Genomic DNA, 24,410 nt, shown 5'->3' with positions numbered 1-24,410 from the left:
CCGGCTGTCCGGCCAACGCATACAATGCATTGCAGGACCGGCCATGCCAGCGGGGAATCGGCGGCGGCGGCGATGTCATCGAGGAGAATTATATGGAAATTTCCGAGCTCCTGGCTTTTACCGTCAAGAACAAGGCCTCCGACCTGCACCTGTCGGCCGGCCTGCCGCCGATGATACGGGTGAACGGCGACATCCGCCGCATCAACCTGCCGCCGCTCGACCACCATGACGTGCACGACATGGTGTACGACATCATGAACGACTACCAGCGCAAGATCTTCGAGGACGTCTACGAGTGCGACTTCTCGTTCGAGCTGCCCGGCATCGCCCGCTTCCGCGTCAACGCCTTCGTGCAGAACCGCGGCATGGCGTCGGTGTTCCGGGTGATCCCCAGCAAGGTGCTGTCGCTGGAACAGCTGGCGGCGCCGAAGATCTTCCAGGAGATCGCCGGCTATCCGCGCGGCCTGGTGCTGGTGACCGGGCCGACCGGCTCCGGCAAGTCCACCACGCTGGCGGCGATGATAGACTATGTCAACGAAAACGACTTCTCGCACATTCTTACCGTGGAAGACCCGATCGAGTTTGTCCACGAAAGCAAGAAAAGCCTGATCAACCAGCGCGAGCTGGGCTTGCAGACCCAGAGCTTCGCCAACGCGCTGAAAAGCGCGCTGCGCGAGGACCCCGACGTGATCCTGGTCGGCGAGCTGCGCGACCTGGAAACGATACGGCTGGCGCTGACCGCGGCCGAAACCGGCCACCTGGTGTTCGGCACGCTGCATACCAGCAGCGCCGCCAAGACCATAGACCGCATCGTCGACGTGTTCCCGGCCGGCGAAAAGGAAATGGTGCGCTCGATGCTGTCGGAATCGGTGCGGGCGGTGATCGCCCAGACGCTGCTGAAGTCCAAGGACGGCCAGGGGCGGGTGGCGGCGCACGAGATCATGATAGGCACGCCGGCGATCCGCAACCTGATCCGCGAAAACAAGATCGCGCAGATCAACTCGATGATACAAACCGGCCAGCAGCACGGCATGCAGACGCTGGACCAGTGCCTGGCGGAGCTGGTGCGGCGCAATATGGTGTCGCCGGGCGAGGCGCGCGCCAAGGCCAGCAACAAGGATTCGTTCTGAAACCGCGCTTTTGGCAGAAGGCCGCGGCCGCAATCTCCCGCTGCGCATGGCGTCGGCGGGCTAGACTGGAAGCAGTTTCACGCAGGGTAAGCCGCCATGGAAAAAGACCAGGCCTCCAAATTCATCCATGATCTGCTGAAGCACGCGATCGGCAAGAACGCCTCGGACATCTTCATTTCCGCCGAATTTCCGCCGGCGATGAAGATAGACGGCAAGATCACGCCGGTGGCGCCGCAACCCTTGTCCGCGCAGCAGAGCAAGGAGCTGGTGCGCGCCATCATGAACGACCGCCAGACCGAGGAGTTCGAGGCGAAGAAGGAAGCCAATTTCGCGATCAACCCGCCCGGCATCGGCCGCTTCCGCGTCAGCGCCTTCGTCCAGCAGGGCATGGTGGGCATGGTGCTGCGCAAGATCAACACCGACATCCCCAACTTCGACCAGTTGAGCCTGCCCGAGGTGCTGAAGGACATCGCGCTGATCAAGCGCGGCCTGGTGATCTTCGTGGGCGGCACCGGCTCCGGCAAGTCCACCTCGCTGGCGGCGCTGGTGGACTGGCGCAACACCCACAACCAGGATCACATCATCACGGTCGAAGACCCGATCGAATACGTGCATACCCACAAGAAGTCCATCGTCACCCAGCGCGAGATCGGCGTCGACACCGAAAACTGGGAAGTCGCGCTGAAGAACACGCTGCGCCAGGCGCCGGACGTGATCCTGATGGGCGAGATACGCGACCGCGAAACCATGGCCTACGGCCTGCAGTTCGCCGAAACCGGCCACCTGTGCCTGGCCACGCTGCACGCCAACAACGCCAACCAGGCGCTGGACCGCATCCTCAATTTTTTCCCCGAAGAGCGCCACCAGCAGGTGCTGATGGACCTGTCGCTGAACATGCGCTCCATCATTTCGCAGCGGCTGGTGCCGCACAAGTCCGGCCGCGGCCGGGTGGCGGCGGTGGAGATCCTGCTCAACAGCCCGCTGGTGTCGGACATGGTGTTCAAGGGCGAGATCGCCGGCCTGAAGGAGGTGATGGCGCGCTCGCGCGAGGCCGGCATGCAAACTTTCGACCAGTCGCTGTTCGAGTTGTTCGAGGCCGAGCTGATCACCTACGAGGACGCGCTGCGCAATGCCGACTCCATCAACGACCTGCGCCTGAGAATCAAGCTCTACAGCGAAAGCGGCCGCAACCGCGACCCGCTGGAGGGCATCGACCACCTGGATATTGTCTGAACGGCGCCACGCCATAAGCCATCATGCATTTTGACGCCTCTACCACCGTATTGATCATCGAAGACTCCCACACTGTGCGCCAGGGTCTGCGCACCATGCTGTCCATGGCCGGCATCACCCGCTCGGAAGCCGTCAGCAACGCCAGCGAGGCGCGCAACCGCCTGCGCGGCAAGCCTTACGACGTGGTGCTGTGCGACTACAACCTGGGCGAAGGCATGGATGGCCAGGAATTGCTGGAAGCCATGCGCAAGGGCGGCAACCTGCCCTTGGCCACCATCTGGATCATGATCACCGGCGAACGCCACTACGAAAGAGTGGTGGCCGCCGCCGAGATGGCGCCGGACGACTACATCCTCAAACCGTTCGCCTCGCAGCTGCTGCTGGACCGGATGAACCTGGCCGGCCAGCGCAAGGCCTTCCTCGCGCCGGCGCACAAGCTATTGTCCGCCGGCAAAGTGGAGCAAGCGATCCAGGTGCTGCAGCAACTGGCGCGCGAAACCTCCAACCCGCAGTACCGGCTGGACGCGCAGCGCCTGGCCGCCGAATTGCTGGTCAACGAAGGCCGCCAGGGCGAGGCGCTGTCCATCTACCAGGAGCTGCTGACCCAGCGGGTGATCCCCTGGGCCAAGATGGGGGTGGCGCGCATCGTCGCCGAGCAGGGCGAAAGCCAGGAATCCAACGCGCTGCTGCGCGAGATCATCGCCGAAGCGCCGCGCTATACCGACGCCTACGACCTGCTGGCGCAAAACCTGATCGACGACGGCCAGTACCAGACCGCCGCGGTGGTGCTGGAGAAGGCGGTGGCGATCTCGCCGCGCAACTTCAACCGGCTGAAGAGCTGCGGCACCGCGCTCTTGCGCTGCGGCGACCCGACCAAGGCCGCCGACTACCTGCAGCGGGCGGTGGAAGTCGGCCGCAACAACAATTTCTTCGGCCCCGACGTGCTGGTGGACCTGCTGCAGGCCTATAGCGAAAGCGGCCAGACCCAGCAACTGGACCGGCTGCAGGCGGAAATCTCCAGCCGCATGGACGAGTTGCCCGGCGGCCAGCTGACGATGGCGGTGTGCCGGGCGCTGACCGCGCTGGCGCAGAAGCGCCCCAGCGACGCGCTGGCCCAGTTGCAATCGGTGGCGGAAGACCTGCGCGCCCGCGAAACCGACTTCCCCAGCGCCCAGCGCTTCCTCGCCGCCGCGGTGCGGCTGCCGGCGGAAGTCAACAGCGAGCTGCCGCCGCAGTGGGCGCACAGCATCGCGCTGCGCTTCGCCGACGGCCGCCACGAGCTGGGCACGCTGCTGGAGATCGCGCATAAGCACGAGGCCTGCCACGGCGCCATCGAAACCGCCTACGACACGCTGCAGACCGAAAGTAACAAGGCGGTGGAGCTGGCCAGCACCGGCAAGCTGGAAGAGGCCGCCGCCATGCTCTACCTGCTGTCGCAGAAGACGCTGAACGAGCGCATCAGCATGAACGCCTGCGCGCTGCTGCTGCGCACCTGCGAAAGCCGCAGCAAGGCCGGCAAGCCGTACCCGGAGGAAGACCGCCAGGTGCTGCAGCTGATGCACTGGCTGCCGCAGGACAACGAGCGGGTGCGCGGCTTCATCCGCCGCCACCATGCGCTGGACCCGGAATGCGAATGAGCGCGCCGCCGCGGCGCGGCAGGCTAGACTGGTAGCAATCGACGCCGGGTCCGCCCGGTCCGCCATCCACCCCGCCGCGGCCGCCGGCCGCCGGCACCCGCGAGGCTGTCCATGGCTTTCAAGGCGAACACCACGGTATTGATCGTCGACGACGCGCTGACCATGGCCCAGGGCATCCGCGCCATCCTGGCCATGGCCGGCGTCACCCAGTCCGAAACCGCCAGCCACGCCGGCGAGGCCAGCAACCGCCTGCGCGCCAAGCGCTTCGACATCGTGCTGTGCGACTACAATCTGGGCAGCGGCATGAACGGCCAGGAGTTGCTGGAACTGATGCGCAAAAGCGGCACGCTGCCGCTGTCGACGCTGTGGGTGATGATCACCGGCGAGCGCAATTACACCCAGGTGGTGACCGCCGCCGAGACCGCGCCGGACGACTACTTCCTCAAGCCGTTCAGCTCGCAGCAGCTGTTGGACCGGCTGGAGCTGGCGCTGCAGCGCAAGGCTTACCTCGCGCCGGCTCACCGGCTGCTGGAGAAGGGCAAGACCGAGCAGGCGATCCAGACGCTGCAGGAATTGGCGCAGCAGGCCGACAGCCGGCAAAGCCGGCTGGACGCGCTGCGGCTGCGCGCCGAGCTGCTGGTGAGCGAAGGCCTGTACGAGCCGGCGCTGCAGGTTTACCAGGGGCTGCTGGCGCAGGAGGAGATTCCCTGGGCCAAGATGGGGGTGGCGCGCATCCTGGCCGAACAGGGCGACAGCTCCCGCTCCAATGTCCTGCTCGACGAGGTGATCGCCATCGCGCCGCGCTACACCGACGCCTACGACCTGCTGGCGCAGAACATGGTGGACGACGGCGCTTACCAGGAAGCGGCCGCGGTGTTGGAAAAGGCGGTGGGCATCTCGCCGCGCAACTTCACCCGGCTGCACAACTACGGCAAGGCGCTGCTGCGCAGCGGCGAGGCGGCGCGGGCGGCCGACCAGCTGCAGCGCGCGGTGGACATCGGCCGCAACAACGCCTTCTTCGGCCCGGAAGTGCTGGTCGACCTGATGCAGGCGCGCAGCGAAAGCGGGCAGACCCAACAGCTGGACCGGCTGCAGAACGACATCTCGACCCAATTGGGCAAGCAGCCCGGCGGCCAATTGATGCTGGCGGTGTGCCGGGCGATGGCGGCGCTGGCGCAGCAGCGGCCGGAGCAGGCGCTGGGCCAGCTGGAGGAGGGCGCGGAATGGCTGCGGGCGGCGGAAACCACTTTCGACGGCGCGCTGCGCTTTTTGGCGGCGACGGCGCGGCTGCCGGCCGGCCAGGCCGCCGCGCAGGCGCCGGAATGGGCGCGCGTGATCGCCTTGCGCTTCGCCGACGGCCGCCACGAGCTGGGCAGCCTGCAGGAGGCCGCGCGCCAGCATCCGGCCTGCCTGGCGGCGATCAGGACCGCCTACGACGAGCTGCAGGGCAAGAGCCAGGCGGCGCTGGAACTGGCCAACCAGGGGCAGTTGGAGGCTGCCGCCGACATGCTGCGCCGCGACGCGATGGCCACCCTCAACCAGCGGCTGGGCATGTATGGCTGCGCGATGCTGCTGCGCATCTGCGAAAACCGCCAGCAGGCCGCGCAGGACTACGCCGACCCGCTGCAGGATCTGCGCCAGCTGCTGCAATGGCTGCCGCAGGACAACGAAAGGGTGCGAGGCTTCGTCAGGCGGCGGCAGGCGCTGCTGCGCCCGCGCGCCTGAAATGGCCCATGCGCGTCTTCCTGGCCTGTCTGCCGCCGCCCGGCTGTCTGCCGCGGCTGGCGCAGTGGCAGCGGGCGATGCAGCGCGAGGCTGGCGGCCGTTGCCTGCCCTTGCCGCAGCTGCATCTGACCCTGGCGTTCCTGGGCGAGCTTGGCCCGCTGGCCCTGCAGCGTGCCGCCGATTGCGCCGAGCGGGCGGCGGCGGACCTGCCGGCCAGCCTGACGCTGGATTGCCTGGGCAGCTGGGAAGGCGGAATAGGCTGGTGCGCGCCCGCGGCGGCCGACGCGGCGCTGCAGGCTTGGGTGATGGCGCTCAGGCGGGATTTGCGCGCGCAGGGGCTGCGGCTGGACGCGCAGCCGTTCCGGCCGCATCTGACGCTGCTGCGCAAGCTGCGACAGCCATTGCCGCCGCAGACTGTGCCGCCGTTGCGGCTGGCGCTGCGCGAGCTGGCGCTGATCGCGTCCAGCCTGAGTGCCGACGGCGCGCGCTACCAGCGCCTGGACGGTTGGCGCGGCGGCGCGGCTCGCTAGCCGGCGCAGGTCTCGGTCAGGCGGACGCGTCCGCCGCGCCGGCATCCCAGCGCGTCGCGGCTTCGGCGTCGCTGTCGCGCGCCTCCACCCAATGCCGGCTGCCGTCGGCGAGGATCTCGCATTTCCAGAACGGCGCCTGCTGCTTTAGATAGTCCATCAGGAAGGAGGCGGCTTCGAAGGCGTCGCTGCGGTGGCTGCTGGCCGCCACCACCAGCACGATGGGGTCGCCCAGCGCCAGGCGGCCGACGCGGTGGATCAGCGTCACGCCCTTCAGCGACCAGCGCTTGCGCGCCGCGCAGACGATGTCGGCCAGCGCCTTTTCCGTCATGCCCGGGTAATGCTCCAGTTCCAGCGCCACCACGTCCTGGCGGTCGCCGTAGTCGCGGACCAGGCCGGTGAAGCTGACCACCGCGCCGCAGGCCGGGTTGGCCGACCAGCGCCGCACCTCGGCGCCGACGTCGAAGGCCTCGGCCTGCACCCGGATGTGGTTGATCGTCATGTCAGCCTCCGGTCACCGGCGGAAATACCGCCACTTCGTCGCCGTCGGCCAGCGGGGTGTCGCCGCTCGCCATGTCCTGGTTGACCGCCACCCGGAAGGTTTGCCCGGCCGCCAGCGCGCGCGCCCACTCGCCGCCGCGTTGGCGCAGCTCGGCCAGCAGCTCGGCCACGGTGGCGGCCTCGCTGTCCAGTGTTTCCGAATCCAGCCCCAGCGTGTCGCGCAGCCGGGCGAAATACAGCATGTTCAATTGCATCGTGCGATCTTTCCTGTAGGCGGCCGGCAGCGGCCGCGCCTCGATGGGGCTAGTGTAAGCAATCGGGGCCGGCCAGCCAATGCCGGCGCTGGCCTAGGGTTTGGGCGGCCGGTCGCGCAGGGGGTCGTACCACATCGACTTGTCGTTCAGCGGCGCGCTGTCCGGCAGCAGCGGATTGGCGAACGGGATCAGCCGGCGTTCGCTCATCCGCGCCTGGCGCAGCGCGTCGCGGTGGTATTTCCAGAAGATGGCGTCGAAGCTGCCGTCGGCGCGCATCCGCGCAAGTCCCAGCCGCAGGCGTTCCGTCAGCGCGGGATCGTCGCGGTTGCAGGAAAAGTAGTAGGGCCACGGGTAATAGAACAGCAGGCGCTGCTCGACCTCCAGATTCGGGTATTTGCCGTGGAAATGCCGGTATTCGTCGAACACCTCCAGCACGCTGCGCGGCAGCAGGTCGAAGCGGCGCTGGCTTAGCATGCCGAACAGCATGTCGTAGCGGCCGGTGCTGACCCGCAAGGCGGCGGCCTGGTAGACCTTGATGTCGCCCCAGCCCTTGCCCTGGCCGATCAGGAAGCGGCCGAGGTCGGCGCGGCTATGCACCTGGTCGAATTCCGGCTGGCGCTTGCCGTCTATCAGCGCGATGCGGTAGCCGAGCAGCCCCTTGCGCAGGTCCACCCGCACCGGCAGCAGGCTCAGCTCGCGTGCTTCCGAGGTGGAGCTCCAGGCGACGTTGACGGCGTGGCCGCGGCGCAGCTCTTCCAGCGAGCGCTCTTCGTCCATCGGCCAGCCGCTGGGCTGCAGCGTGTAGGGGCCGTAGGCGTCGGCGGTTTTGTCCAGCGCGGCGCGCAGCAGTTCGCGGATATCGTCGTAACGGAACGCGTCGGCGCTGTCGCCGACCGGGTACACCACGCGCATCGGCTCGGCCGCGAGGACGGCCGGCGCCAGGCAAAGCAACAGCAGCCACCGCCACATCGCCGCTCTCCCTCGGGAATGTCACTCCATTCAGCATAGCCGCGCCGATGGCGGCTGGCGGGCGGGCATAAAAAAACCCGCCTGGACGGCGGGTCGGGCAGAAAGCATGGCTTTCGCTTGCCGCGGCGGCTGGCTTGAGCGCGGCGGGGCGAGCAAAGATGTCATGCGAAACCCTTTCCTGAAATGACAAATGAATTATTGCAGCAAGCGCCGCGCGCCGCAAGGCTTTTTACAATAGCCCTACAAACCGCGGCGGCATTCATCGCCGGGCGGGCTCAGCGCACGATCTGCGCGAGCTGGCCTTTCAGGTAGAGATTGGCCATGGTGTCCAGATTGATGGCCTTGATCTTGCTGGCCTGGCCGCAGGCGCCGAAGGCTTCGTAGCGGGCGATGCAGATGTCGCGCATCGCGTCGGTGGACACCTTCAGGTATTTGCGCGGGTCGAATTCCTTCGGGTTTTGCGCCAGGAAGCGGCGGATGGCGCCGGTGGAGGCCAGGCGCAGGTCGGTGTCGATATTGACCTTGCGCACGCCGTGCTTGATGCCTTCGACGATTTCTTCCACCGGCACGCCGTAGGTTTCGCCCAGGTCGCCGCCGAATTCGTTGATGATTTGCAGCCACTCCTGCGGCACGCTGGACGAGCCGTGCATCACCAGGTGGGTGTTGGGGATGCGGGCGTGGATTTCCTTGATGCGGTCTATGCGCAGCACGTCGCCGGTGGGCTTCTTGGTGAACTTGTAGGCGCCGTGGCTGGTGCCGATGGCGATGGCCAGCGCGTCCACGCCGGTGTCCTTGACGAAGCGGGCGGCTTCTTCCGGGTCGGTCAACAGCTGGCTGTGGTCGAGCACGCCTTCAGCGCCGACGCCGTCTTCCTCGCCGGCCATGCCGGTTTCCAGGCTGCCCAGGCAGCCGATCTCGCCTTCCACCGACACGCCGCAGGCGTGGGCGAAGTTGACCACGGTGCGGGTGACGTCGACGTTGTAGCCGTAGTCGGCCGGGGTCTTGCCATCGGATTTCAGCGAGCCGTCCATCATCACCGACGAGAAGCCCAGCTGGATCGAGCGCTGGCAGACGTCGGGGCTGGTGCCGTGGTCCTGGTGCATCACCACCGGGATGTGCGGGAATTCTTCCACCGCCGCCAGAATCATGTGGCGCAGGAAGGGCGCGCCGGCGTATTTGCGGGCGCCGGCCGAAGCCTGCACGATCACCGGCGCGTCGACCTTGTCGGCGGCTTCCATGATGGCGCGCATTTGCTCCAGGTTGTTGACGTTGAAGGCCGGCAGGCCGTAGCTGTACTCGGCAGCGTGGTCCAGCAGCTGACGCATAGAAACGAGTGCCATGAAATTCTCCCTCATGGGCTTCGCCGGCGGCGAAGCTTGTTTGCAAAAAAATGAAGCGGCTGGCGTATCGCCGGCCGCCGAAACTATTGACGCGACAGGCTGGTCAGCAGCACGCCGGCGCCGACGAAGGCGCCGCCGCTGAAGCGGTTGACCAGCTTCAGCCGGCGCGCGCTGTTCATCCAGCCCGCCAGCTTGGCGCCGCTGCTGGCGTAGGTCAGTTGCCAGCTCGACTCGATCACGAAGAACGACAGCGCCAGGATGGCCAGCTGCGGCCCCTGGGGCTGGTGGGTGTCCATGAATTGCGGGAACAGCGCGGCGAAGAAGATCAGCGCCTTGGGGTTGCTCATCGCCACCAGGAAGCCGCGGCGGTACAGCGCCCAGGGGCCGTGCTGGCCGGCGGCGTCCTCGCGCAGTTCGGCCACCGGTTGCGGCGGGCTGCGCCAGGTTTTCACGCCCAGATACACCAGGTATACCGCGCCGGCGTACTTGATGGCGGAGAACAGCACTTCCGAGGTGGCCAGCACCGCGCCCAGCCCGGCCACCGAGGCCAGCATCAGCAGGCCCAGCGCGCTCATCAGGCCGAAGCAGGTCATCAGCGTGCGGCGCACGCCGTAATGGATGCCGTGGGTCATCGCCAGCAGCATGTTGGGGCCGGGCGTGGCGGACACGAAAAACATGGTGGTGATGAACATCAGCCAGGTGTGCAGCGGCATCATTTCTCCTCGGTTGTCGCGGGCATCCGCCGGTAGGATTCCGACCTTGCGATTATCGCCCATCCTGGGCCGGCGCGCAGGCCGGCCGCGGCATGGGTAGTTTTCCTTACTGCGCGCGCTCGGCCAGGATGGCCACCGCCGGCAGCTGCTTGCCTTCCAGGAATTCCAGGAAGGCGCCGCCGCCGGTGGAGATGTAGCCGATGTCGCCGGTGATGCCGTACTTGGCGATGGCCGCCAGCGTGTCGCCGCCGCCGGCGATAGAGAACGCCTTGGATTGGGCGATGGCCTGGGCCAGCGTCTTGGTGCCGTTGCCGAACTGGTCGAACTCGAACACGCCGACCGGGCCGTTCCACACGACGGTGCCGGCCTGGGCGATGATGCCGGCCAGCTCTTTGGCGGAATCCGGCCCGATGTCCAGAATCATGTCGTCGGCGCTCACCTCGGCCACGTTCTTGGTGGCCGCGGCGGCGGTTTCGGCGAATTCGGTCGCGCAGACCACGTCGGTGGGCAGCGGCACGTCGCCGCCGCGGGCGCGGATCTTGGCGATGACGCGCTTGGCGTCTTCGACCAGGTCGGCCTCGGCCAGCGATTTGCCGATGGCCTTGCCTTCGGCCAGCAGGAAGGTGTTGGCGATGCCGCCGCCGACGATCAGCTGGTCCACCTTGTCGGCCAGCGCCTCCAGGATGGTCAGCTTGGTCGACACCTTGGAGCCGGCGACGATGGCCACCAGCGGGCGGGCCGGCGCCAGCAGCGCCTTGGACAGCGCGTCCAGCTCGGCCGACAGCAGCACGCCGGCGCAGGCGAGCGGGGCGAACTGCGCCACCGCGTGGGTGGAGGCCTCGGCGCGGTGGGCGGTGCCGAAGGCGTCGTTGACGAACACGTCGCACAGCGCGGCGTAGGCGCGGCCCAGCTCGGCGCTGTTCTTCTTTTCGCCTTTGTTCAGGCGGATGTTTTCCAGCATCACCACCTCGCCGGCGGCGAGCGGCACGCCGGCCTGCCAGTCGGCTACCAGCCGCACCGGCTTGCCCAGCAGGCTGGACAGGCGCTCCACCACCGGCGCCAGGCTGTCTTCCGGCTTCGGCTCGCCTTCGGTCGGACGGCCCAGGTGGGTCATCAGCATCACGCCGGCGCCGGCTTGCAGGCACAGCTCGATCGACGGCAGGCTGGCGCGGATGCGGGTGTCGTCGCCGATCACGCCGTTTTTCAGCGGCACGTTCATGTCGACGCGGATCAGCACGCGCTTGCCGGCAAGGTTCTGTTCGGAGAGTTTGTTGAATTTCATCGTTTCACTCACTCGGGTTTGGATGCGGGATGATCGGGCAAGGCGGCGGGCCGGGTCACGGCGCCGCCGCATTTCTTGCAGAACGGGAAAAAGGCGAAATTGCGCGCGCCGCAGGCGCAGACGCGGAACAGCTGCAGGCCGCAATGGATGCAGTAGTCGGCGTCGTCGCCGGCGATATTGTATTGATGGTCGCACGACGGGCAGCTGCGCTTCTGATAGGACAGCAGCGCCTTGGCGTAGGCGATGCGGCCGGCGCGCTGGCCCTGGCTTTGCTGCAGCTCCGCGCGTTTTTTCTCGGCGTAGCGCTGGAAGGCCTGGATCATGCGCATGCCGGCGAACACGGTGAGCGCGATGCCGACCAGGAAGCGCACATAGCCGCCGAAGCTGGGCAGATAGGGCAGCAGCTCGACGAAGAAGGCGAACAGGGCGAACAGGCCGAAGCCGTAGACGAAGAACCAGTAGCGGTGGGCGCGGTAGCGCAGGAACAGCCACACGCCCAAGAGCAGCAGCGGCAGGATCACCACCAGCCGCAGCGCGAACACTTTCAACTCGAAGCGGTCGCTGGCCTGCTGGTATTGCTCGCCGGCTTGTTGCTCCAACCGGTCGACCTGGGCTTGCAGCGTCTGTTGCCGTTGCGCCAGCGCCAGCAGGCCGGAGCTGGCCTGGTCTTCTTTCTGCTGCCATTGCAGGATCTGCGCCTGCAGCGCGTCCAGCGCGCGCGCGCGTCGCACCACCTCGCCGCTCTGGCCGGCATCGGCGGTGGCGGCGCGGCTGGCCAGCCAGTTGTCCAGTCCCTGGCGCTGGGTCTGGTAGCTGCGCTCCAGCTGGCCGCGGGTGGCGGCGAGCTTCTCTTGTTCGGCGCGCTGCGCTTCGGTTTGCCGCTGCAGCTGTTCCTGCTGCCGTTTCAGCGGGTCCAGCCCGATGCGCTGTCGGAAAGCTTCCTGTTGCGGCGGCCCGCCTGCCGGCAGGTAGAACAGGTCGCGGATCACCAGTTCGCCGAGGCCGGCCAGCAGCGCGGCGAATACCAGCGCCACCAGCCACGAGGCCAGGCGAACCATTTTTTCCGGCCGGGACAAGGCCTGCCCTTGCTGCATCGCGTTCTCCATCTCAGTGTCCGGGGGGCCGGCCGCCTGGCGCGGGATGGCGGGCCCTGTTGGCAAGTGTATGCCGAAACGACGGCGCAACTTTAACACCAATCAAATTTCATGCGCGCTTTATGTAACAAAACAACAGGGCGAATGGCATAACAGCCGCTCGCCCCGTCGCCATGCGCGCCTGATTCCGGACTCAGCAGCGGAACATCGCGCGCGCGGTGCGCAGCATCTGGCAGCTGAAACCCCACTCGTTGTCGTACCAGGCCAGCACCTTCACCATATTGCCGCCGGTGACCTTGGTCAGCGTGGAGTCGAAGGTGGAGGCTTCGTCGGTGTGGTTGAAGTCGCCGGAAACCAGCGGCAGCGTGTTGTAGCCCAGGATGCCCTGCATGCCGCCTTCGGACGCGGCCTTGAGGATGTCGTTGACCTCGTCCTTGCTGGTGTCGCGGCTGGCGGTGAAGGTGAGGTCCACCAGCGAAACGTTGATGGTGGGCACCCGCACCGAGAAGCCGTCCAGCCGGCCTTTCAGTTCCGGCAGCACCAGGCCGACGGCCTTGGCGGCGCCGGTCTTGGTGGGGATCATGTTGTCGGTGGCGGAGCGGGCGCGGCGCAGGTCCTTGTGCTTGACGTCGGTCAGCACCTGGTCGTTGGTGAAGGCGTGGATGGTGGTCATCAGGCCCTTCTTGATGCCGATCGCGTCGTTCAGCGCCTTGGCCACCGGCGCCAGGCAGTTGGTGGTGCAGCTGGCGTTGGACACCACGGTCATTTCCGGCTTCAGCGTGTCGTGGTTGACGCCGTAGACGATGGTGGCGTCGACATCGTCGCCGCCCGGGGCCGAGATCAGCACCTTCTTGGCGCCGGCGTCGATGTGGGCCTGGCACTTTTCCTTGCTGGTGAAGGCGCCGGTGCACTCCAGCACCAGGTCCACGTCCAGTTCCTTCCACGGCAGCTCGGCCGGGTTGCGGGTGCTGAAGAACGGAATCTTGTCGCCGTTGAGGATCAGGTGGCGCTCATCCTGCTCCACGCTGCCGGGAAAGCGGCCATGCACGGTGTCGAACTGGGTCAGGTGCGCGTTGATGCCAAGGTCGCCGGAGGCGTTGACCGCCACTACCGTGAAATCGTCGTGCAACTTGTTTTCATAGATGGCGCGCAAAACCTGGCGGCCAATGCGACCGTAACCGTTGATGGCGAGGCGGATGGTCATGCTACAGGGTCTCCCGGTAAAACTTTTGTAGTGCGGCGACTACATGGTGTGGCGAAAAAAAGGCCATCGCGTCGCCGCGATGGCCTGATTGCTGGCTTAGCGTATCACGGAGCGGGTCTTGGCGACCACGTTTTCCACGGTGAAGCCGAATTCCTTGAACAGCTGGCCGGCCGGCGCGGATTCGCCGAAGGTGGCCATGCCGACCACCGCGCCGTCCAGGCCGACGTATTTGTGCCAGAAGTCCGGGTGGCCGGCTTCGATGGCCACGCGCGGCAGGCCCGCCGGCAGCACGCTGTGCTGCCAGGCCTTGTCCTGGGCGTCGAACACGTTGGTGCAAGGCATCGACACCACGCGCACCGCGACGCCTTCGGCCGCCAGCGCTTCCTGCGCCTTCAGCGCCAGCTCCACTTCGGAGCCGGTGGCGATCAGCACGGCGCGGGCGCCTGCGGCGTCGCGCAGCACGTAGCCGCCCTTGCGGATGTCGGCCAGCTGGCGCTCGTCGCGGGCGACGAAGGGCAGGTTCTGGCGGCTGAGGATCAGGCTGCTGGGCGTGGTTTTCTGTTCGATCGCATGCGCCCAGGCCACCGCGGTTTCGCTGGTGTCGCACGGACGCCAGGTGTGGTGGTTGGGGATGTAGCGCAGGGTGGCCACTTGCTCCACCGGCTGGTGGGTGGGACCGTCTTCGCCCAGGCCGATCGAATCGTGGGTGAACACGAAGATCGGATTGATCTTCATCAGCGACGCCATGCGCAGCGCGTTGCGGGCGTATTCGCTGAACATCAGGAAGGTGCCGCCGTACGGGCGCAGGCCGCCGTGCAGCGTCATGCCGTTGATGATGGCGGCCATGCCGAACTCGCGCACGCCGTAGCTGATGTAATTGCCGTTGCCTTCGCCGTCTATCCACTTGCTGCCGGACCAATTGGTCAGGTTGGAGCCGGTCAGGTCGGCGGAGCCGCCGACGAATTCCGGCAGGGACGGCGACAGCGCTTCCAGCGCGATCTGGCTGGCCTTGCGGGTGGCCACGGTCTGGGCGGCGTCGCTGATCTTGGCCAGCGCGGCGTTCAGCGTCTCGTGCCAGCCGGCCGGCAGCTCGCCCGCCATGCGGCGCTCGAACTCGGCGGCCAGCTGCGGGTGGGCGGCGCGGTAGGCGTCGAAGCGCTGGTTCCATTGGGCTTCGGCGGCCGCGCCCTGGTCGCGGGCGTTCCATTCGGCGTAGATCTCGGCCGGAATTTCGAACGGCGCGTGCGGCCACTTCAGGCCTTCGCGCGCGGCGGCGATTTCGGCGGCGCCCAGCGGCGCGCCATGGCAGTCGTGGCTGCCCTGCTTGGTGGGCGCGCCGAAGCCGATGGTGGTTTTGCAGCAGATCAGCGTCGGCTTGCCGGCGCTCTTCTTGGCGGTGGCGATGGCGGTGGCCACTTCCACCGGATCATGGCCGTTGACGTTGCGGATCACTTGCCAGCCGTAGGCTTCGAAGCGGGCCGGGGTGTCGTCGCTGAACCAGCCTTCGACATGGCCGTCGATGGAGATGCCGTTGTCGTCCCAGAAGGCGATCAGCTTGTTCAGGCCCCAGGTGCCGGCCAGCGAGCACGCCTCGTGGCTGATGCCTTCCATCAGGCAGCCGTCGCCGAGGAAGGCGTAGGTGTGGTGGTCGACGATTTGATGGCCGTCGCGGTTGAACTGGGCGGCCAGCATTTTTTCCGCCAGCGCGAAGCCGACGGCGTTGGTGATGCCCTGGCCCAGCGGGCCGGTGGTGGTTTCCACGCCCGGCGCGTAGCCGTATTCCGGGTGGCCCGGGGTCTTGCTGTGCAGCTGGCGGAAATTCTTGAGGTCGTCGATGGAGAGATCGTAGCCGGTCAGGTGCAGCAGGCTGTAGATCAGCATCGAGCCGTGGCCGTTGGAGAGTACGAAGCGGTCGCGGTCGGCCCAGGACGGGTTGGCCGGGTTGTGCTTCAGGTGATCGCGCCACAGGACTTCGGCGATGTCCGCCATGCCCATCGGGGCGCCGGGGTGGCCGGATTTGGCTTTTTCCACGGCGTCCATGGAGAGGAAGCGGATGGCGTTGGCAAGCTCGGTGCGGGTAACCATTTCGGTAAAACCTCAAGACTATTGGGAAACCGGTACGACGGCTCGTCCCTGCGCCACCATGCTGCTGGAGACTGGGGTCCACCGCCGCAAAACCGCCGGATTATCGCCGATTTCGGCACTTTCAGGCAACCGGCCGCCGCGCGCGCAAATTGAGTAGAATCAAGCAGAACCATGGCCGGATGGCATGGTCTAGCTGTATTTTCCCCAAAACACGGCGCCGAGCGCGCCGCCATGGAGACCGAGTATGCAGTCATTCGACATCCCGCCACTTCCCCGCAAGGTGGGCGCCGGCCGCGGCTGGCGCTGGTGCGTGGAGGCGTTCCACATCGTGCGGGAACAACCGCTGACCTGGGTGCTGCTGACCCTGGTCTACCTGCTGATCCATTTCGCCATCAACGCGGTGCCGATGATCGGCGGCCTCGTCGGCGCCATCATCGGCCCGGTGTTCGCCGGCGGCTTCGTGATGGCCGCGCGCAAGTCGGAACGCGGCGAGGAACTGGAGCTGGCCGACCTGTTCGCCGGCTTCCGCCTGATGCCCGGCCCGTTGCTGCAGGTGGGCGCGCTGTTCTTCGCGCTGATGCTGGCGGCGATGTTGGCCTTGGTGGCGGTGGGCGCGGCCAGCGGCGTGACCAGCGGGCTGCTGGGCGGCCATCTGCAGCTGCAGGCGCATAGCGATGCGCTGTTCGGGGTGGTGCTGGCGCTGGTCGGCCTGATGACGGTGGTGATGTTCATCGTCAGCCTGTGCTACTGGTTCGCGCCGGCGCTGGTGGCGCTGGGCGGCGTCGCGCCGTGGCAGGCCATCCGCAGCAGTTTCTCGGCCGGCCTGAGCAACTGGGCGGCATTGCTGGTGGCCGGCCTGGCCTTGTCCTTGCTGGGCCTGCTGGCTTTGGTGCCGCTGGGCCTGGGCCTGCTGCTGTGGTTCCCGGTGGTCTACGTCACCGCCTATACCAGCTGGAAGGACATTTTCGGCCAAGAGGACGCGGCGCGATAGCGCGGCGCTTTGCGCCAAGCGAAACGCCGTCCGCTCGACGAGGAGCGGACGGCGTTTTTTATCGGGACAGCCGCGCGATCAGGCTTCGGACAGCACCAGCCGCACGCTGTGCTCCTCCAGCAGCTTGCTCACCGGCTCCGGCGGCATCGCGTCGGTGAACACGGTGTGGAATTCGCTGATGTGGCCCATGCGCACCAGCGCGTTGCGGCCGAACTTGCTGTGGTCGGCGGCCAGGTAGCGGTGGCGGGCGTTGTTCATCATCGCCTGCGCCACCCGCACTTCGCGGTAGTCGAAGTCCAGCAGCGAGCCATCGGATTCGATGCCGGACACGCCGATGATCGCGTAGTCGACCTTGAACTGGTTGATGAAGTCCAGCGTCGCCACGCCGGTGATGCCGCCATCCGACGCGCGCACGGTGCCGGAGGTGATCATCGCGGTGAAGTCCGGGTTGGTGGACATGATCGAGGCGACGTGGATGTTGTTGGTGATCACGCGCAGCCCCTTGTGCGTCGCGGTCAGCGCCTGCGCCACCGCTTCGATGGTGGTGCCTATGCTCATGAACAGCGAGGCGTGGTCGGGGATGCTGCGTGCGATCATGTCGGCGATATGGGCCTTTTCGCTCTGGAATTTTCCCTTGCGCGCAAAGTAGTCCTCATTCTCCACGCTGTTGCCCAGCGCGGCGCCGCCGTGGTAGCGGCGCAGCAGGTTGGCCTCGCACAGCTGGTTGATGTCGCGGCGGATGGTTTGCGGCGTGACGTCGAGCAGACGGGCCAGCTCTTCGATCGGCATGAAGCCGTTTTCGCGGACCAGTTGCAGGATCTTGTCGTGACGTGGAGAGCGGCTCATAACTATTCGGAATCGAAAATCACGTTACTTTAGTAACATATTTGCCCCCCGGATAGCAAATGCCGGCTGCAAATTCCGCCGCGCCGGCTCAGTGCGCGATCACCACCTTGCCCAGGTTGCGGCGGCTGGCGAAATGCTCCCAGGCCGCGCGGGCGTCGTCGAAGGCGAACACGCGGTCCAGCGCCGGACGCAGCCGATGCTGCTCTATCGCGCGCAACATCGCTTCGAATCCTTCGCGGTGGCCGACGGCGATGCGGCGCAAGGTGGCGCCGCTCAGGAAGAAGCGCATGAAGTCGAGCGGGGCCGCGCCTTCGTCCAGAAAGCCTATCACCGCGATCTCGCCGCCGATGGCCGTCGCCTGCAGCGACTGCTCCAGCGTGCCTTGGCCGCCGACTTCCACCACCCGGTCCACGCCGCGGCCGCCGCTCAGCTCGCGCGCCGCCGCGCCCCAGTCCGGGCTGGCGCGGTAATCTATCACCTCGTCGGCGCCAAGCTCCCGCAGCCGCTGCGCCTTGTCGGCGCTGGAAGTGGTGGCGATCACGCGGGCGCCCAGCAGCTTGGCCAGCTGGATCGCGAACAGCGACACGCCGCCGCTGCCCTGGGTCAGCACCGTGTCGCCGGCCTTGACCGGCTGCGGCCCGGTCAGCGCGGTCCAGGCGGTGAGCGCGGCGCAGGGTAGCGTCGCCGCCTCGGCCCAGTCCAGGTGATCCGGCGCGCGCACCAGCGCCTCCTCGCTCACCGCCTTGTACTGGCACAGCCAGCCGTCCAGGTTGCTGCCGTACTGGCGCGCGGCCTGCGGCGGCGGAAACGGGCCGCCGAACCATTCCGGGAAAAAGGTGTTGCAAACCCGGTCGCCGACCGCGAAGCGGCGGCAGTCCTCGCCCAGCTCGACGACTTCGCCGGCGGCGTCGGACAGCGGGATCAGGCCGTCTTGATGGCTCATCGGATAGCGGCCGTTGAGCAGGGCCAGATCGCGGTAGTTGAGCGCGCTGGCGCGCACCCGCAGCAGGACTTCGCCGCGGCCGGGGCGCGGCATGGCGTCGTCGCGGCGTTGCAGGTGGTCGAGATGGCCGAAGCGGGAGAAACGGTAGCTTTGCATGGGGAAAGTCCTGATGCGGTGGGAATGCCGCCATCTTGCCGCGCCGGCTTGATATGATGAATGCTTTGAAACGCCGTTCTATTCACCATTCGTCCAGACTTCAGGAAAAGCGCATGGACTTGCTGGAAGACATTTTCACCGCGATGCAGGTGGAGAGCGCGCTGTACGCGCAGCTGGAGGCGGGCGCGCCATGGGGGATCGCGTTCAGCCCGCACGCGTCGGCCCGTTTCGGCATCGTCAGCCATGGCCGCTGCTGGCTGTCCGGCGCCGGCCTGGCCGAGCCGCTGGCGCTGGCCGCCGGCGACTGCTTCATCGTCAGCGGCGGCAGCCCTTTCACGCTGATGGACCAGCCGGGACGGCCGGCGGTGCCGTGCGAGACGATCTTCGCCGGCCGCACCGAAGGGGTGATCCGTTTCGGCGGCGGCGGCGAGGAAACCGCCATCGTCTCCGGCCGCTTCCTGTTCGACGCCGCCGGCGGCGCGCCGCTGATGGACCTGTTGCCGCCGGTGCTGCATCTGCATCTGGACGACGAGCACGCCCGCCTGCTGCAGGCGACGCTGCAGCTGATCGCGCGCGAGAACGCCGGCCAGGCGCTGGGCGCGCGGCTGGCGGTGCAAAAGCTGGTGGATGTGTTGCTGATCCAGGCGCTGCGGATCTTCTGCCTGGGCGGCCAGGGCGGCGGCTGGCTGGCGGCGCTGGGCGACCGCCACCTGGCGCCGGCGCTGCAGGCGCTGCACCGCGATATCGCCGCGCCGTGGACCGTGGCGCAGCTGGCCGGGCTGGCCGGCCTGTCGCGCTCGGCCTTCGCCCGCCATTTCCGCCAACTGGTCGGCGACACGCCGCTCAATTACCTGACCGGCTGGCGCGTCTACCGCGCGCAAACCCTGCTGCGGCAAAGCCGGCTGCCGCTGGCCGAGGTGGCGCAGCGGGTCGGCTACGACAGCGACGGCGCCTTCCAGCGCGCGTTCAAGCGCGTTTGCGGCGTGCCGCCGGGCGAATACCGCCGCGCCAGCCGGACGGGCTGACTCAGGCGCAGGCCCGGGCGATCGCGGCCTCGGCCAGCGCCAGCGTGGTGTCTATCGCCGGCACGCCGCAATTGGCGTCGTTCAGCGCCAGCGGCAGCTCGGTGCAGGCCAGAGCCACGCCGTCGCAGCCCTGCGCCTTCATCGCCGCCACTACCTGCAGCAGCGCGGCCAGCGTGGCCTCGCTGGCGCGGCCGCTGGGCACCAGCTCTTCGAAAATGGCGCGCTGGATCACCGCCTGCTGCGCCTCGTCGGGAATCACTTCCTCGATGCCGCGCGCGGCCAGCGGCGCCTGGTACAGATGCCGGGCCATGGTCCAGCGGGTGCCGAGGATGGCCACCCGCTTCAGGCCGCGGGCGGCGCAGGCGTCGGCCACCACGTCCAGCATGCTGATCAGCGGAATCGGCGAGCGCGCGCGGATGTCTTCCACCACCAGGTGCACGGTGTTGGCGGGAATCACCGCCAGTGCGGCGCCGGCGCCGGCCAGGCGTTCGAGCGAGCCGACGATGGAGTCGGCGACCTTATCCCAGCGGTCGTCGTCCTGCGCCTGGTGCACCACGCCGAAATCCGGCTGGTCCAGCGCGAAGCGCGGGTGATGGTGGGCGGCGAAGCGGCCGGCGCACAGCCGGTGCATCTTGGACAGGCAGTCTACGGCGCCGGGCACGGTGACGCCGGCGATGCCTATGGTTTTTGCGTGCATGTTCTGCTCGGTGGGTGGCGTGTGGTCAAGAGTCGGCAAGCTAGACTTTCGTCATAAAAAAGTCAATTGCTCGTACCTTGTTGCCAGGTGTCGCCGGCGCGCAGGCGCTGGATGAACTCCTCCAGCGGCATCGGCCTGGCGATGTGATAGCCTTGCAGCCAGCCCACGCCCAGCTGGCTCAGGTAGTCGAATTGCGCCTGGGTTTCCACGCCTTCGGCCACCGTTTCCAGGCCCAACTTGGCCGCCAGCTCGGCCACGCTGTCGACGATGTGGGCGGACAGGCCGTCGCTGCCGATGCCGGCGACGAAGCCCTGGTCTATCTTCAGCCCGTCCACCGCCAGTTGCTGCAGATACACCAGGCTGGAATGGCCGGTGCCGAAGTCGTCCAGCGCGATCTTGACGCCCAGATCGTGCAGCTTCTGGAACAGTTCCGCCACTTCAGGCGTGATTTCGACGATTTCGCGCTCGGTCAGCTCCAGCGTCAGCGCCGCCTGGCTGCCAGCCAGCAATTGCTGCAGCTCTTGGCAATCGGCGTAGAAGTGGGGGTCATGCAGGTGGGCGCGGCTGATATTGAAGCCCAGATGGAAACCGGCCGGCAACGGCTGTTGCCGCAGCCGGCGCGCCACCTGCTTCATCATCCGCCGCGTCATCGGCACGATCATGCCGCTTTCCTCGGCGCGGGGAATGAACAGGTCGGGCCGGATCAGCCCCTCGCGGGGATGGCGCCAGCGCATCAGCACTTCCGCGCCCTGCCAGCCCGGCGCGCCGGGCTTCACCACCGGCTGCAGAAAGCCTTCGAATTCATCATTGGCCAGCGCGCGCTTGAGCTCGTCGGTGGGCGAGGCCGGCCGGCCCAACAGCCAGTACAGCGTGGCGCCGGCGAGCAGGCCCAGCAAGGCCAGCGTCACGGTCAGCGCGGCGTGGTCGTCCCACAGCAAGCTGTGCCAGGGCGGCATGTCGTAGCCTGTCACCACCGAGTAGGGGTAAACCGACGAATGCGCGGTGGCGCGGAATCTCCAGGCCAGCGGCGCCTGGCCGTCGCCGGCGAGGCGCGGCCCTATCCATTCGTCGCCTATCTGCATGAACACCGGATTGCTGTCGCTGGCGTCTTGCAGCGCCAGTTGCAGGTAGCGGCCGTCCACCGTGGCCATCGCGTCGCCGCCCGCGCCTTGCAGCCGGTAGTACAGCAGCGGCACGCCGGGCGTGATCTTGTTGCCGTGGGTCAGGTTCAGCCGCTTGTCGGTGAAGTCGCGCTGCGGCATCGCGATGGCGACCTGGCCGGACACCGAGGTGCAGTACATCAGGTCGCCGCGCGCCAACGACAGGCTGCGCACGAAGGGGGAGGCGGCGGTTTGCCGCCGCAGCGCGTATTCGGCGTCGGCGCATGCGCCGCCGGCCAGCGGCAGGATCGCGCGGGTGGCGCGGGCGGCCTCGTCCAGGATGTCGTCCACCATGGCCACGCCGTGCCGGGTTTGCTGCTGCGCCGTCTGGCGCAGGTCCTGCTGTTCTTGCCATACCAGCGCCGGCGCGGCGGTCAGCAAGGGAGTCAGGCAGACCAGCAGGGCCAGCAGCTGGTGGGACAGCCGGTGTTGGCGGCGCGGGTGCAGGGGGTTCATCGGGTCTCCAGGGCGGGCGGCGCCAATATGCGCCTAGTATTGAATGTTTATAATTTTCGCCTTATTTTAAACAAAAATGCAAAAGGCCCTCCGTTTCGGAGGGCCTGGTCACTGGGCCTGGGCCGGGACGGGCTGTTTCAGCCCAGCCTGCCGCGGTGGCGGGCGATCTGCGCCGCCACCTGCGCCGGGGCGGTGCCGCCGACATGGTCGCGCTGGGCGAGGCTGCCCTCCGGCGTCAATACGGTATAGACATCATCGGCGATCAGCGCACTGAAGCCTTGCAGCGCCGAGAGCGGCAGCTCGGCCAGATCCACGCCCTGCCGCTCGGCGTGGCGCACCGCCAGCGCCACCACTTCGTGGCTGTCGCGGAACGGCAGGCCCTTCTTCACCAGGTAGTCGGCCAGGTCGGTGGCGGTGGCGTAGCCCTGCAGCACCGCCGCGCGCATCGCCTCCGGCTTCACCGTGATGCCGCGCATCATGTCGGCGTAGATGCGCAGCGTGGCCTGCAGCGTGTCGACGGTGTCGAACAGCGGCTCCTTGTCTTCCTGGTTGTCCTTGTTGTAGGCCAGCGGCTGCGCCTTCATCAGGGTGACCAGCGCGATCAGGTGGCCGACCACGCGGCCGGACTTGCCGCGCACCAGCTCCGGCACGTCCGGGTTTTTCTTCTGCGGCATGATGGACGAGCCGGTGCAGAAGCGGTCGGCGATGTCGATGAAGCCGACGCGCGGGCTCATCCACAGGATCAGCTCTTCCGACAAGCGCGACAGGTGGATCATCACCAAGGACGCCGCCGCGGCGAATTCGATGGCGAAGTCGCGGTCGGACACCGCGTCCAGAGAGTTGTGGCAGACGTCGTCGAAGCCCAGCAGCTGGGCGGTGTAGCGGCGGTCGATCGGGAAGGTGGTGCCGGCCAGCGCCGCCGCGCCCAAGGGAAGCCGGTTGACGCGCTTGCGGCAGTCCTGCATCCGCTCGGCGTCGCGCGCCAGCATTTCCACATAGGCCAGCAGGTGGTGGCCGAAGGTGACCGGCTGCGCCACCTGCAGGTGGGTGAAGCCGGGCATCACGGTGGCGGCGTGCTGTTCCGCCAGGTCGAGCAGGCTCTTTTGCAGCTCGGCCAGCAGGTGGACGGTGGCGTCGATCTCGCCGCGCAGCCACAGCCGGATGTCGGTGGCCACCTGGTCGTTGCGGCTGCGGCCGGTGTGCAGGCGCTTGCCGGCGTCGCCGATGCGGTCGGTCAGCCGGCGCTCGATATTCATGTGCACGTCTTCCAGGTCCACGCTCCATGCCAGCTCGCCGGCGCGGATCTGGTCGCGGATTTCGGCCATGCCCTGGCGGATCGCCGCCAGGTCGGCGTCGGACAGCACGCCGGATCGGTTCAGCATCGCGGCGTGGGCCAGCGAGCCTTCGATATCCACTTCGGCCAGTCGGTAGTCGAAACCGATGGAGGCGGTGTAGTGCTTGACGAGTTCGGATACCGGCTCGGAAAAGCGGCCGGACCAGGCGTGTTGGTCTTGCATGGCGTTGCGTCCCACTGGTGATAGTGCAAAGACCCTACTATGCCAGCCGCAACCGCTCAGGGCCAGCTTGGTTTTCGCCGGCGCCCTCAGCGCGGGGCGGCGGCGGCCGGCCGCAATGGCAGCCCGGCCAGGATGCGGGCGACGCTGCCGTCGTCCAGCATCGCCTGCAGCGCCTGCGAGACGCGGGCCTTTTCGGCGTGGAACGGCGAGTTTTGCGCCAGCGCCAGCCGGTGCGGGCGCAGGTCGTCCAGCGTCAGGCCGGCGCGCCGCACCCGGCCGGCGAATTCGTGGCTGGCCGCCAGCAGGCCGGTCTGCTGCTCGTTGCCGATCAGCACGTCGATGCGGCCGGCGGCCAGCTTGCGGAAGCTGGACTCCATCGTCAGCGCGGTGTCGCGGCGCAGGCGCCCGTCCTGGTCGAAAGCTTCCTGGTATTGCACGCCCTCCACCACGCCCACCGTCAGCGGCAGCAGGTCCTGGTAGCGGCGGATCACGCGCGGATCGTTGCCGCGCTGGTACAGCGCCAGCCGGTTGCCGCTGGCGAAGGGCGGCTCCAGGTAGTCCAGGTAGCGGGCGCGCTGCGGGCTGTGCTGCACGCCTATCATCAGGTCGGCCCGGCCCTGCTGCATGGCGGCCAGGCAGCGCGGCAGCGGGCAGTTGAGGAAGCGCAGCGGCAGCCGCAGGCGGCGCGCCAGCTCGCGGACGATTTCGGTGTAAGGGCCGGAGGGCTGGCCCTGGCCGTCGTAGTTTTTCCACGGCGCGAAGGCGTTGTAGGCCAGCACCAGCGGGCGCGGTCCGTTGTCGGAGGCGAGCGCCGGCTGGGCCAGCAGTCCCAGGCAGGACAGCAACAGGGCAAGCAGTGTCTTCACGGCGGCTTTGCTTGGAAATGTTTTCAGCAATCCTAACTGCTAATCGGACAGGGCAACAT

General features: G+C 67.5%; 22 protein-coding genes. 7 read left to right on the top strand and 15 right to left on the bottom strand.

Going from position 1 to position 24,410, the window contains the following annotated elements; translation table 11 throughout:
- Positions 1 to 92 precede the first annotated feature (92 nt).
- The 5 genes from MY55_RS03890 (at position 93) to thpR (ending at position 6,255) form a co-directional block, all read left to right on the top strand.
- On the top strand, positions 93 to 1,130 hold the full coding sequence (locus MY55_RS03890) for a type IV pilus twitching motility protein PilT (protein ID WP_043572832.1): 1,038 nt from the start codon (positions 93 to 95) through the stop codon (positions 1,128 to 1,130).
- Positions 1,131 to 1,226: 96 nt separating this feature from the next.
- A complete protein-coding gene (locus tag MY55_RS03885) occupies positions 1,227 to 2,363 on the top strand; it encodes a PilT/PilU family type 4a pilus ATPase (RefSeq protein WP_065201986.1) in 1,137 nt (378 codons plus the stop codon).
- A 23-nt stretch (positions 2,364 to 2,386) separates the two neighbouring features.
- Positions 2,387 to 4,000: a response regulator gene (locus tag MY55_RS03880; RefSeq protein ID WP_052257934.1), complete on the top strand. Its 1,614-nt coding sequence runs from the start codon at positions 2,387 to 2,389 to the stop codon at positions 3,998 to 4,000.
- Between the two features lie 111 nt (positions 4,001 to 4,111).
- On the top strand, positions 4,112 to 5,725 hold the full coding sequence (locus MY55_RS24410) for a response regulator (RefSeq protein ID WP_043572828.1): 1,614 nt from the start codon (positions 4,112 to 4,114) through the stop codon (positions 5,723 to 5,725).
- 8 nt (positions 5,726 to 5,733) lie between these two features.
- Entirely contained in the window at positions 5,734 to 6,255 is a 522-nt protein-coding gene (gene thpR, locus MY55_RS03870; protein ID WP_043572826.1) for an RNA 2',3'-cyclic phosphodiesterase, read from the top strand.
- Between the two features lie 16 nt (positions 6,256 to 6,271).
- Here the strand turns inward: thpR and moaE are convergent, their stop codons facing one another.
- The 9 genes from moaE to tkt all read right to left on the bottom strand — a co-directional run bounded on the left by moaE (position 6,272) and on the right by tkt (position 15,694).
- Positions 6,272 to 6,754 carry a molybdopterin synthase catalytic subunit MoaE gene (moaE, locus tag MY55_RS03865; RefSeq protein ID WP_065201985.1) on the bottom strand — a complete coding sequence of 161 codons (483 nt, stop codon included), beginning with the start codon at positions 6,752 to 6,754 and terminating at the stop codon, positions 6,272 to 6,274.
- Between the two features lies 1 nt (position 6,755).
- Positions 6,756 to 7,007 (bottom strand): molybdopterin converting factor subunit 1, encoded by a 252-nt coding sequence (moaD, locus tag MY55_RS03860; RefSeq protein WP_043572823.1) that lies wholly within the window; start codon positions 7,005 to 7,007, stop codon positions 6,756 to 6,758.
- Positions 7,008 to 7,100: 93 nt separating this feature from the next.
- Entirely contained in the window at positions 7,101 to 7,976 is an 876-nt protein-coding gene (locus MY55_RS03855) for a type 2 periplasmic-binding domain-containing protein (RefSeq protein WP_047248104.1), read from the bottom strand.
- Positions 7,977 to 8,251: 275 nt separating this feature from the next.
- Positions 8,252 to 9,316, bottom strand: coding sequence for a class II fructose-bisphosphate aldolase (fba, locus tag MY55_RS03850; protein ID WP_043573101.1), 1,065 nt, complete (start codon positions 9,314 to 9,316; stop codon positions 8,252 to 8,254).
- An 83-nt stretch (positions 9,317 to 9,399) separates the two neighbouring features.
- Positions 9,400 to 10,029, bottom strand: coding sequence for a LysE family translocator (locus MY55_RS03845; protein WP_043573098.1), 630 nt, complete (start codon positions 10,027 to 10,029; stop codon positions 9,400 to 9,402).
- 106 nt (positions 10,030 to 10,135) lie between these two features.
- On the bottom strand, positions 10,136 to 11,311 hold the full coding sequence (locus MY55_RS03840) for a phosphoglycerate kinase (RefSeq protein WP_043572819.1): 1,176 nt from the start codon (positions 11,309 to 11,311) through the stop codon (positions 10,136 to 10,138).
- 8 nt (positions 11,312 to 11,319) lie between these two features.
- Positions 11,320 to 12,405, bottom strand: a complete 1,086-nt coding sequence (locus tag MY55_RS03835) for a zinc ribbon domain-containing protein (protein ID WP_052941642.1) — start codon at positions 12,403 to 12,405, stop codon at positions 11,320 to 11,322.
- Between the two features lie 193 nt (positions 12,406 to 12,598).
- On the bottom strand, positions 12,599 to 13,609 hold the full coding sequence (gene gap, locus MY55_RS03830; RefSeq protein ID WP_047257850.1) for a type I glyceraldehyde-3-phosphate dehydrogenase: 1,011 nt from the start codon (positions 13,607 to 13,609) through the stop codon (positions 12,599 to 12,601).
- 96 nt (positions 13,610 to 13,705) lie between these two features.
- Positions 13,706 to 15,694, bottom strand: a complete 1,989-nt coding sequence (tkt, locus tag MY55_RS03825; RefSeq protein WP_065201984.1) for a transketolase — start codon at positions 15,692 to 15,694, stop codon at positions 13,706 to 13,708.
- Between the two features lie 244 nt (positions 15,695 to 15,938).
- On the opposite strand from tkt, the gene MY55_RS03820 reads away from it, so the two are divergent.
- Positions 15,939 to 16,685, top strand: a complete 747-nt coding sequence (locus MY55_RS03820; RefSeq protein ID WP_047243031.1) for a BPSS1780 family membrane protein — start codon at positions 15,939 to 15,941, stop codon at positions 16,683 to 16,685.
- 78 nt (positions 16,686 to 16,763) lie between these two features.
- Here the strand turns inward: MY55_RS03820 and MY55_RS03815 are convergent, their stop codons facing one another.
- Both MY55_RS03815 and MY55_RS03810 read right to left on the bottom strand, forming a co-directional pair.
- Positions 16,764 to 17,531 (bottom strand): DeoR/GlpR family DNA-binding transcription regulator, encoded by a 768-nt coding sequence (locus tag MY55_RS03815; protein WP_043572813.1) that lies wholly within the window; start codon positions 17,529 to 17,531, stop codon positions 16,764 to 16,766.
- 88 nt (positions 17,532 to 17,619) lie between these two features.
- Positions 17,620 to 18,630 carry a zinc-dependent alcohol dehydrogenase family protein gene (locus tag MY55_RS03810; protein WP_043572812.1) on the bottom strand — a complete coding sequence of 337 codons (1,011 nt, stop codon included), beginning with the start codon at positions 18,628 to 18,630 and terminating at the stop codon, positions 17,620 to 17,622.
- Positions 18,631 to 18,743: 113 nt separating this feature from the next.
- Between MY55_RS03810 and MY55_RS03805 the strand changes: the two genes are divergently transcribed.
- Positions 18,744 to 19,655 carry an AraC family transcriptional regulator gene (locus tag MY55_RS03805; RefSeq protein ID WP_043572811.1) on the top strand — a complete coding sequence of 304 codons (912 nt, stop codon included), beginning with the start codon at positions 18,744 to 18,746 and terminating at the stop codon, positions 19,653 to 19,655.
- A gap of 1 nt (position 19,656) precedes the next feature.
- On the opposite strand, the gene MY55_RS03800 is transcribed toward MY55_RS03805, so the two are convergent.
- The 4 genes from MY55_RS03800 to MY55_RS03785 form a co-directional block, all read right to left on the bottom strand.
- Complete coding sequence (locus MY55_RS03800) at positions 19,657 to 20,352, bottom strand: aspartate/glutamate racemase family protein (RefSeq protein WP_052257933.1); 696 nt, start codon at positions 20,350 to 20,352, stop codon at positions 19,657 to 19,659.
- A 62-nt stretch (positions 20,353 to 20,414) separates the two neighbouring features.
- Positions 20,415 to 21,968 (bottom strand): EAL domain-containing protein, encoded by a 1,554-nt coding sequence (locus tag MY55_RS03795; protein ID WP_047243033.1) that lies wholly within the window; start codon positions 21,966 to 21,968, stop codon positions 20,415 to 20,417.
- Positions 21,969 to 22,105: 137 nt separating this feature from the next.
- A complete protein-coding gene (gene argH, locus MY55_RS03790; protein ID WP_047243034.1) occupies positions 22,106 to 23,485 on the bottom strand; it encodes an argininosuccinate lyase in 1,380 nt (459 codons plus the stop codon).
- Positions 23,486 to 23,571: 86 nt separating this feature from the next.
- On the bottom strand, positions 23,572 to 24,351 hold the full coding sequence (locus MY55_RS03785; RefSeq protein WP_157889257.1) for a substrate-binding periplasmic protein: 780 nt from the start codon (positions 24,349 to 24,351) through the stop codon (positions 23,572 to 23,574).
- Between the last annotated feature and the right edge of the window lie 59 nt (positions 24,352 to 24,410).

This window comes from Chromobacterium subtsugae (assembly GCF_001676875.1).
Taxonomy (GTDB): domain Bacteria; phylum Pseudomonadota; class Gammaproteobacteria; order Burkholderiales; family Chromobacteriaceae; genus Chromobacterium; species Chromobacterium subtsugae.
The sequence above is the reverse complement of the archived record's forward strand: the minus strand, read 5'-3'. Positions and strand labels throughout refer to the sequence as shown.

What these genes read in the sequence shown, in the direction of transcription:
- MY55_RS03890 (WP_043572832.1), top strand. Translation starts at nt 93, where the DNA reads ATGGAAATTTCCGAGCTCCTGGCTTTTACCGTCAAGAACAAGGCCTCC.
- MY55_RS03885 (WP_065201986.1), top strand. Translation starts at nt 1,227, where the DNA reads ATGGAAAAAGACCAGGCCTCCAAATTCATCCATGATCTGCTGAAGCAC.
- MY55_RS03880 (WP_052257934.1), top strand. Translation starts at nt 2,387, where the DNA reads ATGCATTTTGACGCCTCTACCACCGTATTGATCATCGAAGACTCCCAC.
- MY55_RS24410 (WP_043572828.1), top strand. Translation starts at nt 4,112, where the DNA reads ATGGCTTTCAAGGCGAACACCACGGTATTGATCGTCGACGACGCGCTG.
- thpR (WP_043572826.1), top strand. Translation starts at nt 5,734, where the DNA reads ATGCGCGTCTTCCTGGCCTGTCTGCCGCCGCCCGGCTGTCTGCCGCGG.
- moaE (WP_065201985.1), bottom strand. Translation starts at nt 6,754, where the DNA reads ATGACGATCAACCACATCCGGGTGCAGGCCGAGGCCTTCGACGTCGGC.
- moaD (WP_043572823.1), bottom strand. Translation starts at nt 7,007, where the DNA reads ATGCAATTGAACATGCTGTATTTCGCCCGGCTGCGCGACACGCTGGGG.
- MY55_RS03855 (WP_047248104.1), bottom strand. Translation starts at nt 7,976, where the DNA reads ATGTGGCGGTGGCTGCTGTTGCTTTGCCTGGCGCCGGCCGTCCTCGCG.
- fba (WP_043573101.1), bottom strand. Translation starts at nt 9,316, where the DNA reads ATGGCACTCGTTTCTATGCGTCAGCTGCTGGACCACGCTGCCGAGTAC.
- MY55_RS03845 (WP_043573098.1), bottom strand. Translation starts at nt 10,029, where the DNA reads ATGCCGCTGCACACCTGGCTGATGTTCATCACCACCATGTTTTTCGTG.
- MY55_RS03840 (WP_043572819.1), bottom strand. Translation starts at nt 11,311, where the DNA reads ATGAAATTCAACAAACTCTCCGAACAGAACCTTGCCGGCAAGCGCGTG.
- MY55_RS03835 (WP_052941642.1), bottom strand. Translation starts at nt 12,405, where the DNA reads ATGCAGCAAGGGCAGGCCTTGTCCCGGCCGGAAAAAATGGTTCGCCTG.
- gap (WP_047257850.1), bottom strand. Translation starts at nt 13,609, where the DNA reads ATGACCATCCGCCTCGCCATCAACGGTTACGGTCGCATTGGCCGCCAG.
- tkt (WP_065201984.1), bottom strand. Translation starts at nt 15,694, where the DNA reads ATGGTTACCCGCACCGAGCTTGCCAACGCCATCCGCTTCCTCTCCATG.
- MY55_RS03820 (WP_047243031.1), top strand. Translation starts at nt 15,939, where the DNA reads ATGCAGTCATTCGACATCCCGCCACTTCCCCGCAAGGTGGGCGCCGGC.
- MY55_RS03815 (WP_043572813.1), bottom strand. Translation starts at nt 17,531, where the DNA reads ATGAGCCGCTCTCCACGTCACGACAAGATCCTGCAACTGGTCCGCGAA.
- MY55_RS03810 (WP_043572812.1), bottom strand. Translation starts at nt 18,630, where the DNA reads ATGCAAAGCTACCGTTTCTCCCGCTTCGGCCATCTCGACCACCTGCAA.
- MY55_RS03805 (WP_043572811.1), top strand. Translation starts at nt 18,744, where the DNA reads ATGGACTTGCTGGAAGACATTTTCACCGCGATGCAGGTGGAGAGCGCG.
- MY55_RS03800 (WP_052257933.1), bottom strand. Translation starts at nt 20,352, where the DNA reads ATGCACGCAAAAACCATAGGCATCGCCGGCGTCACCGTGCCCGGCGCC.
- MY55_RS03795 (WP_047243033.1), bottom strand. Translation starts at nt 21,968, where the DNA reads ATGAACCCCCTGCACCCGCGCCGCCAACACCGGCTGTCCCACCAGCTG.
- argH (WP_047243034.1), bottom strand. Translation starts at nt 23,485, where the DNA reads ATGCAAGACCAACACGCCTGGTCCGGCCGCTTTTCCGAGCCGGTATCC.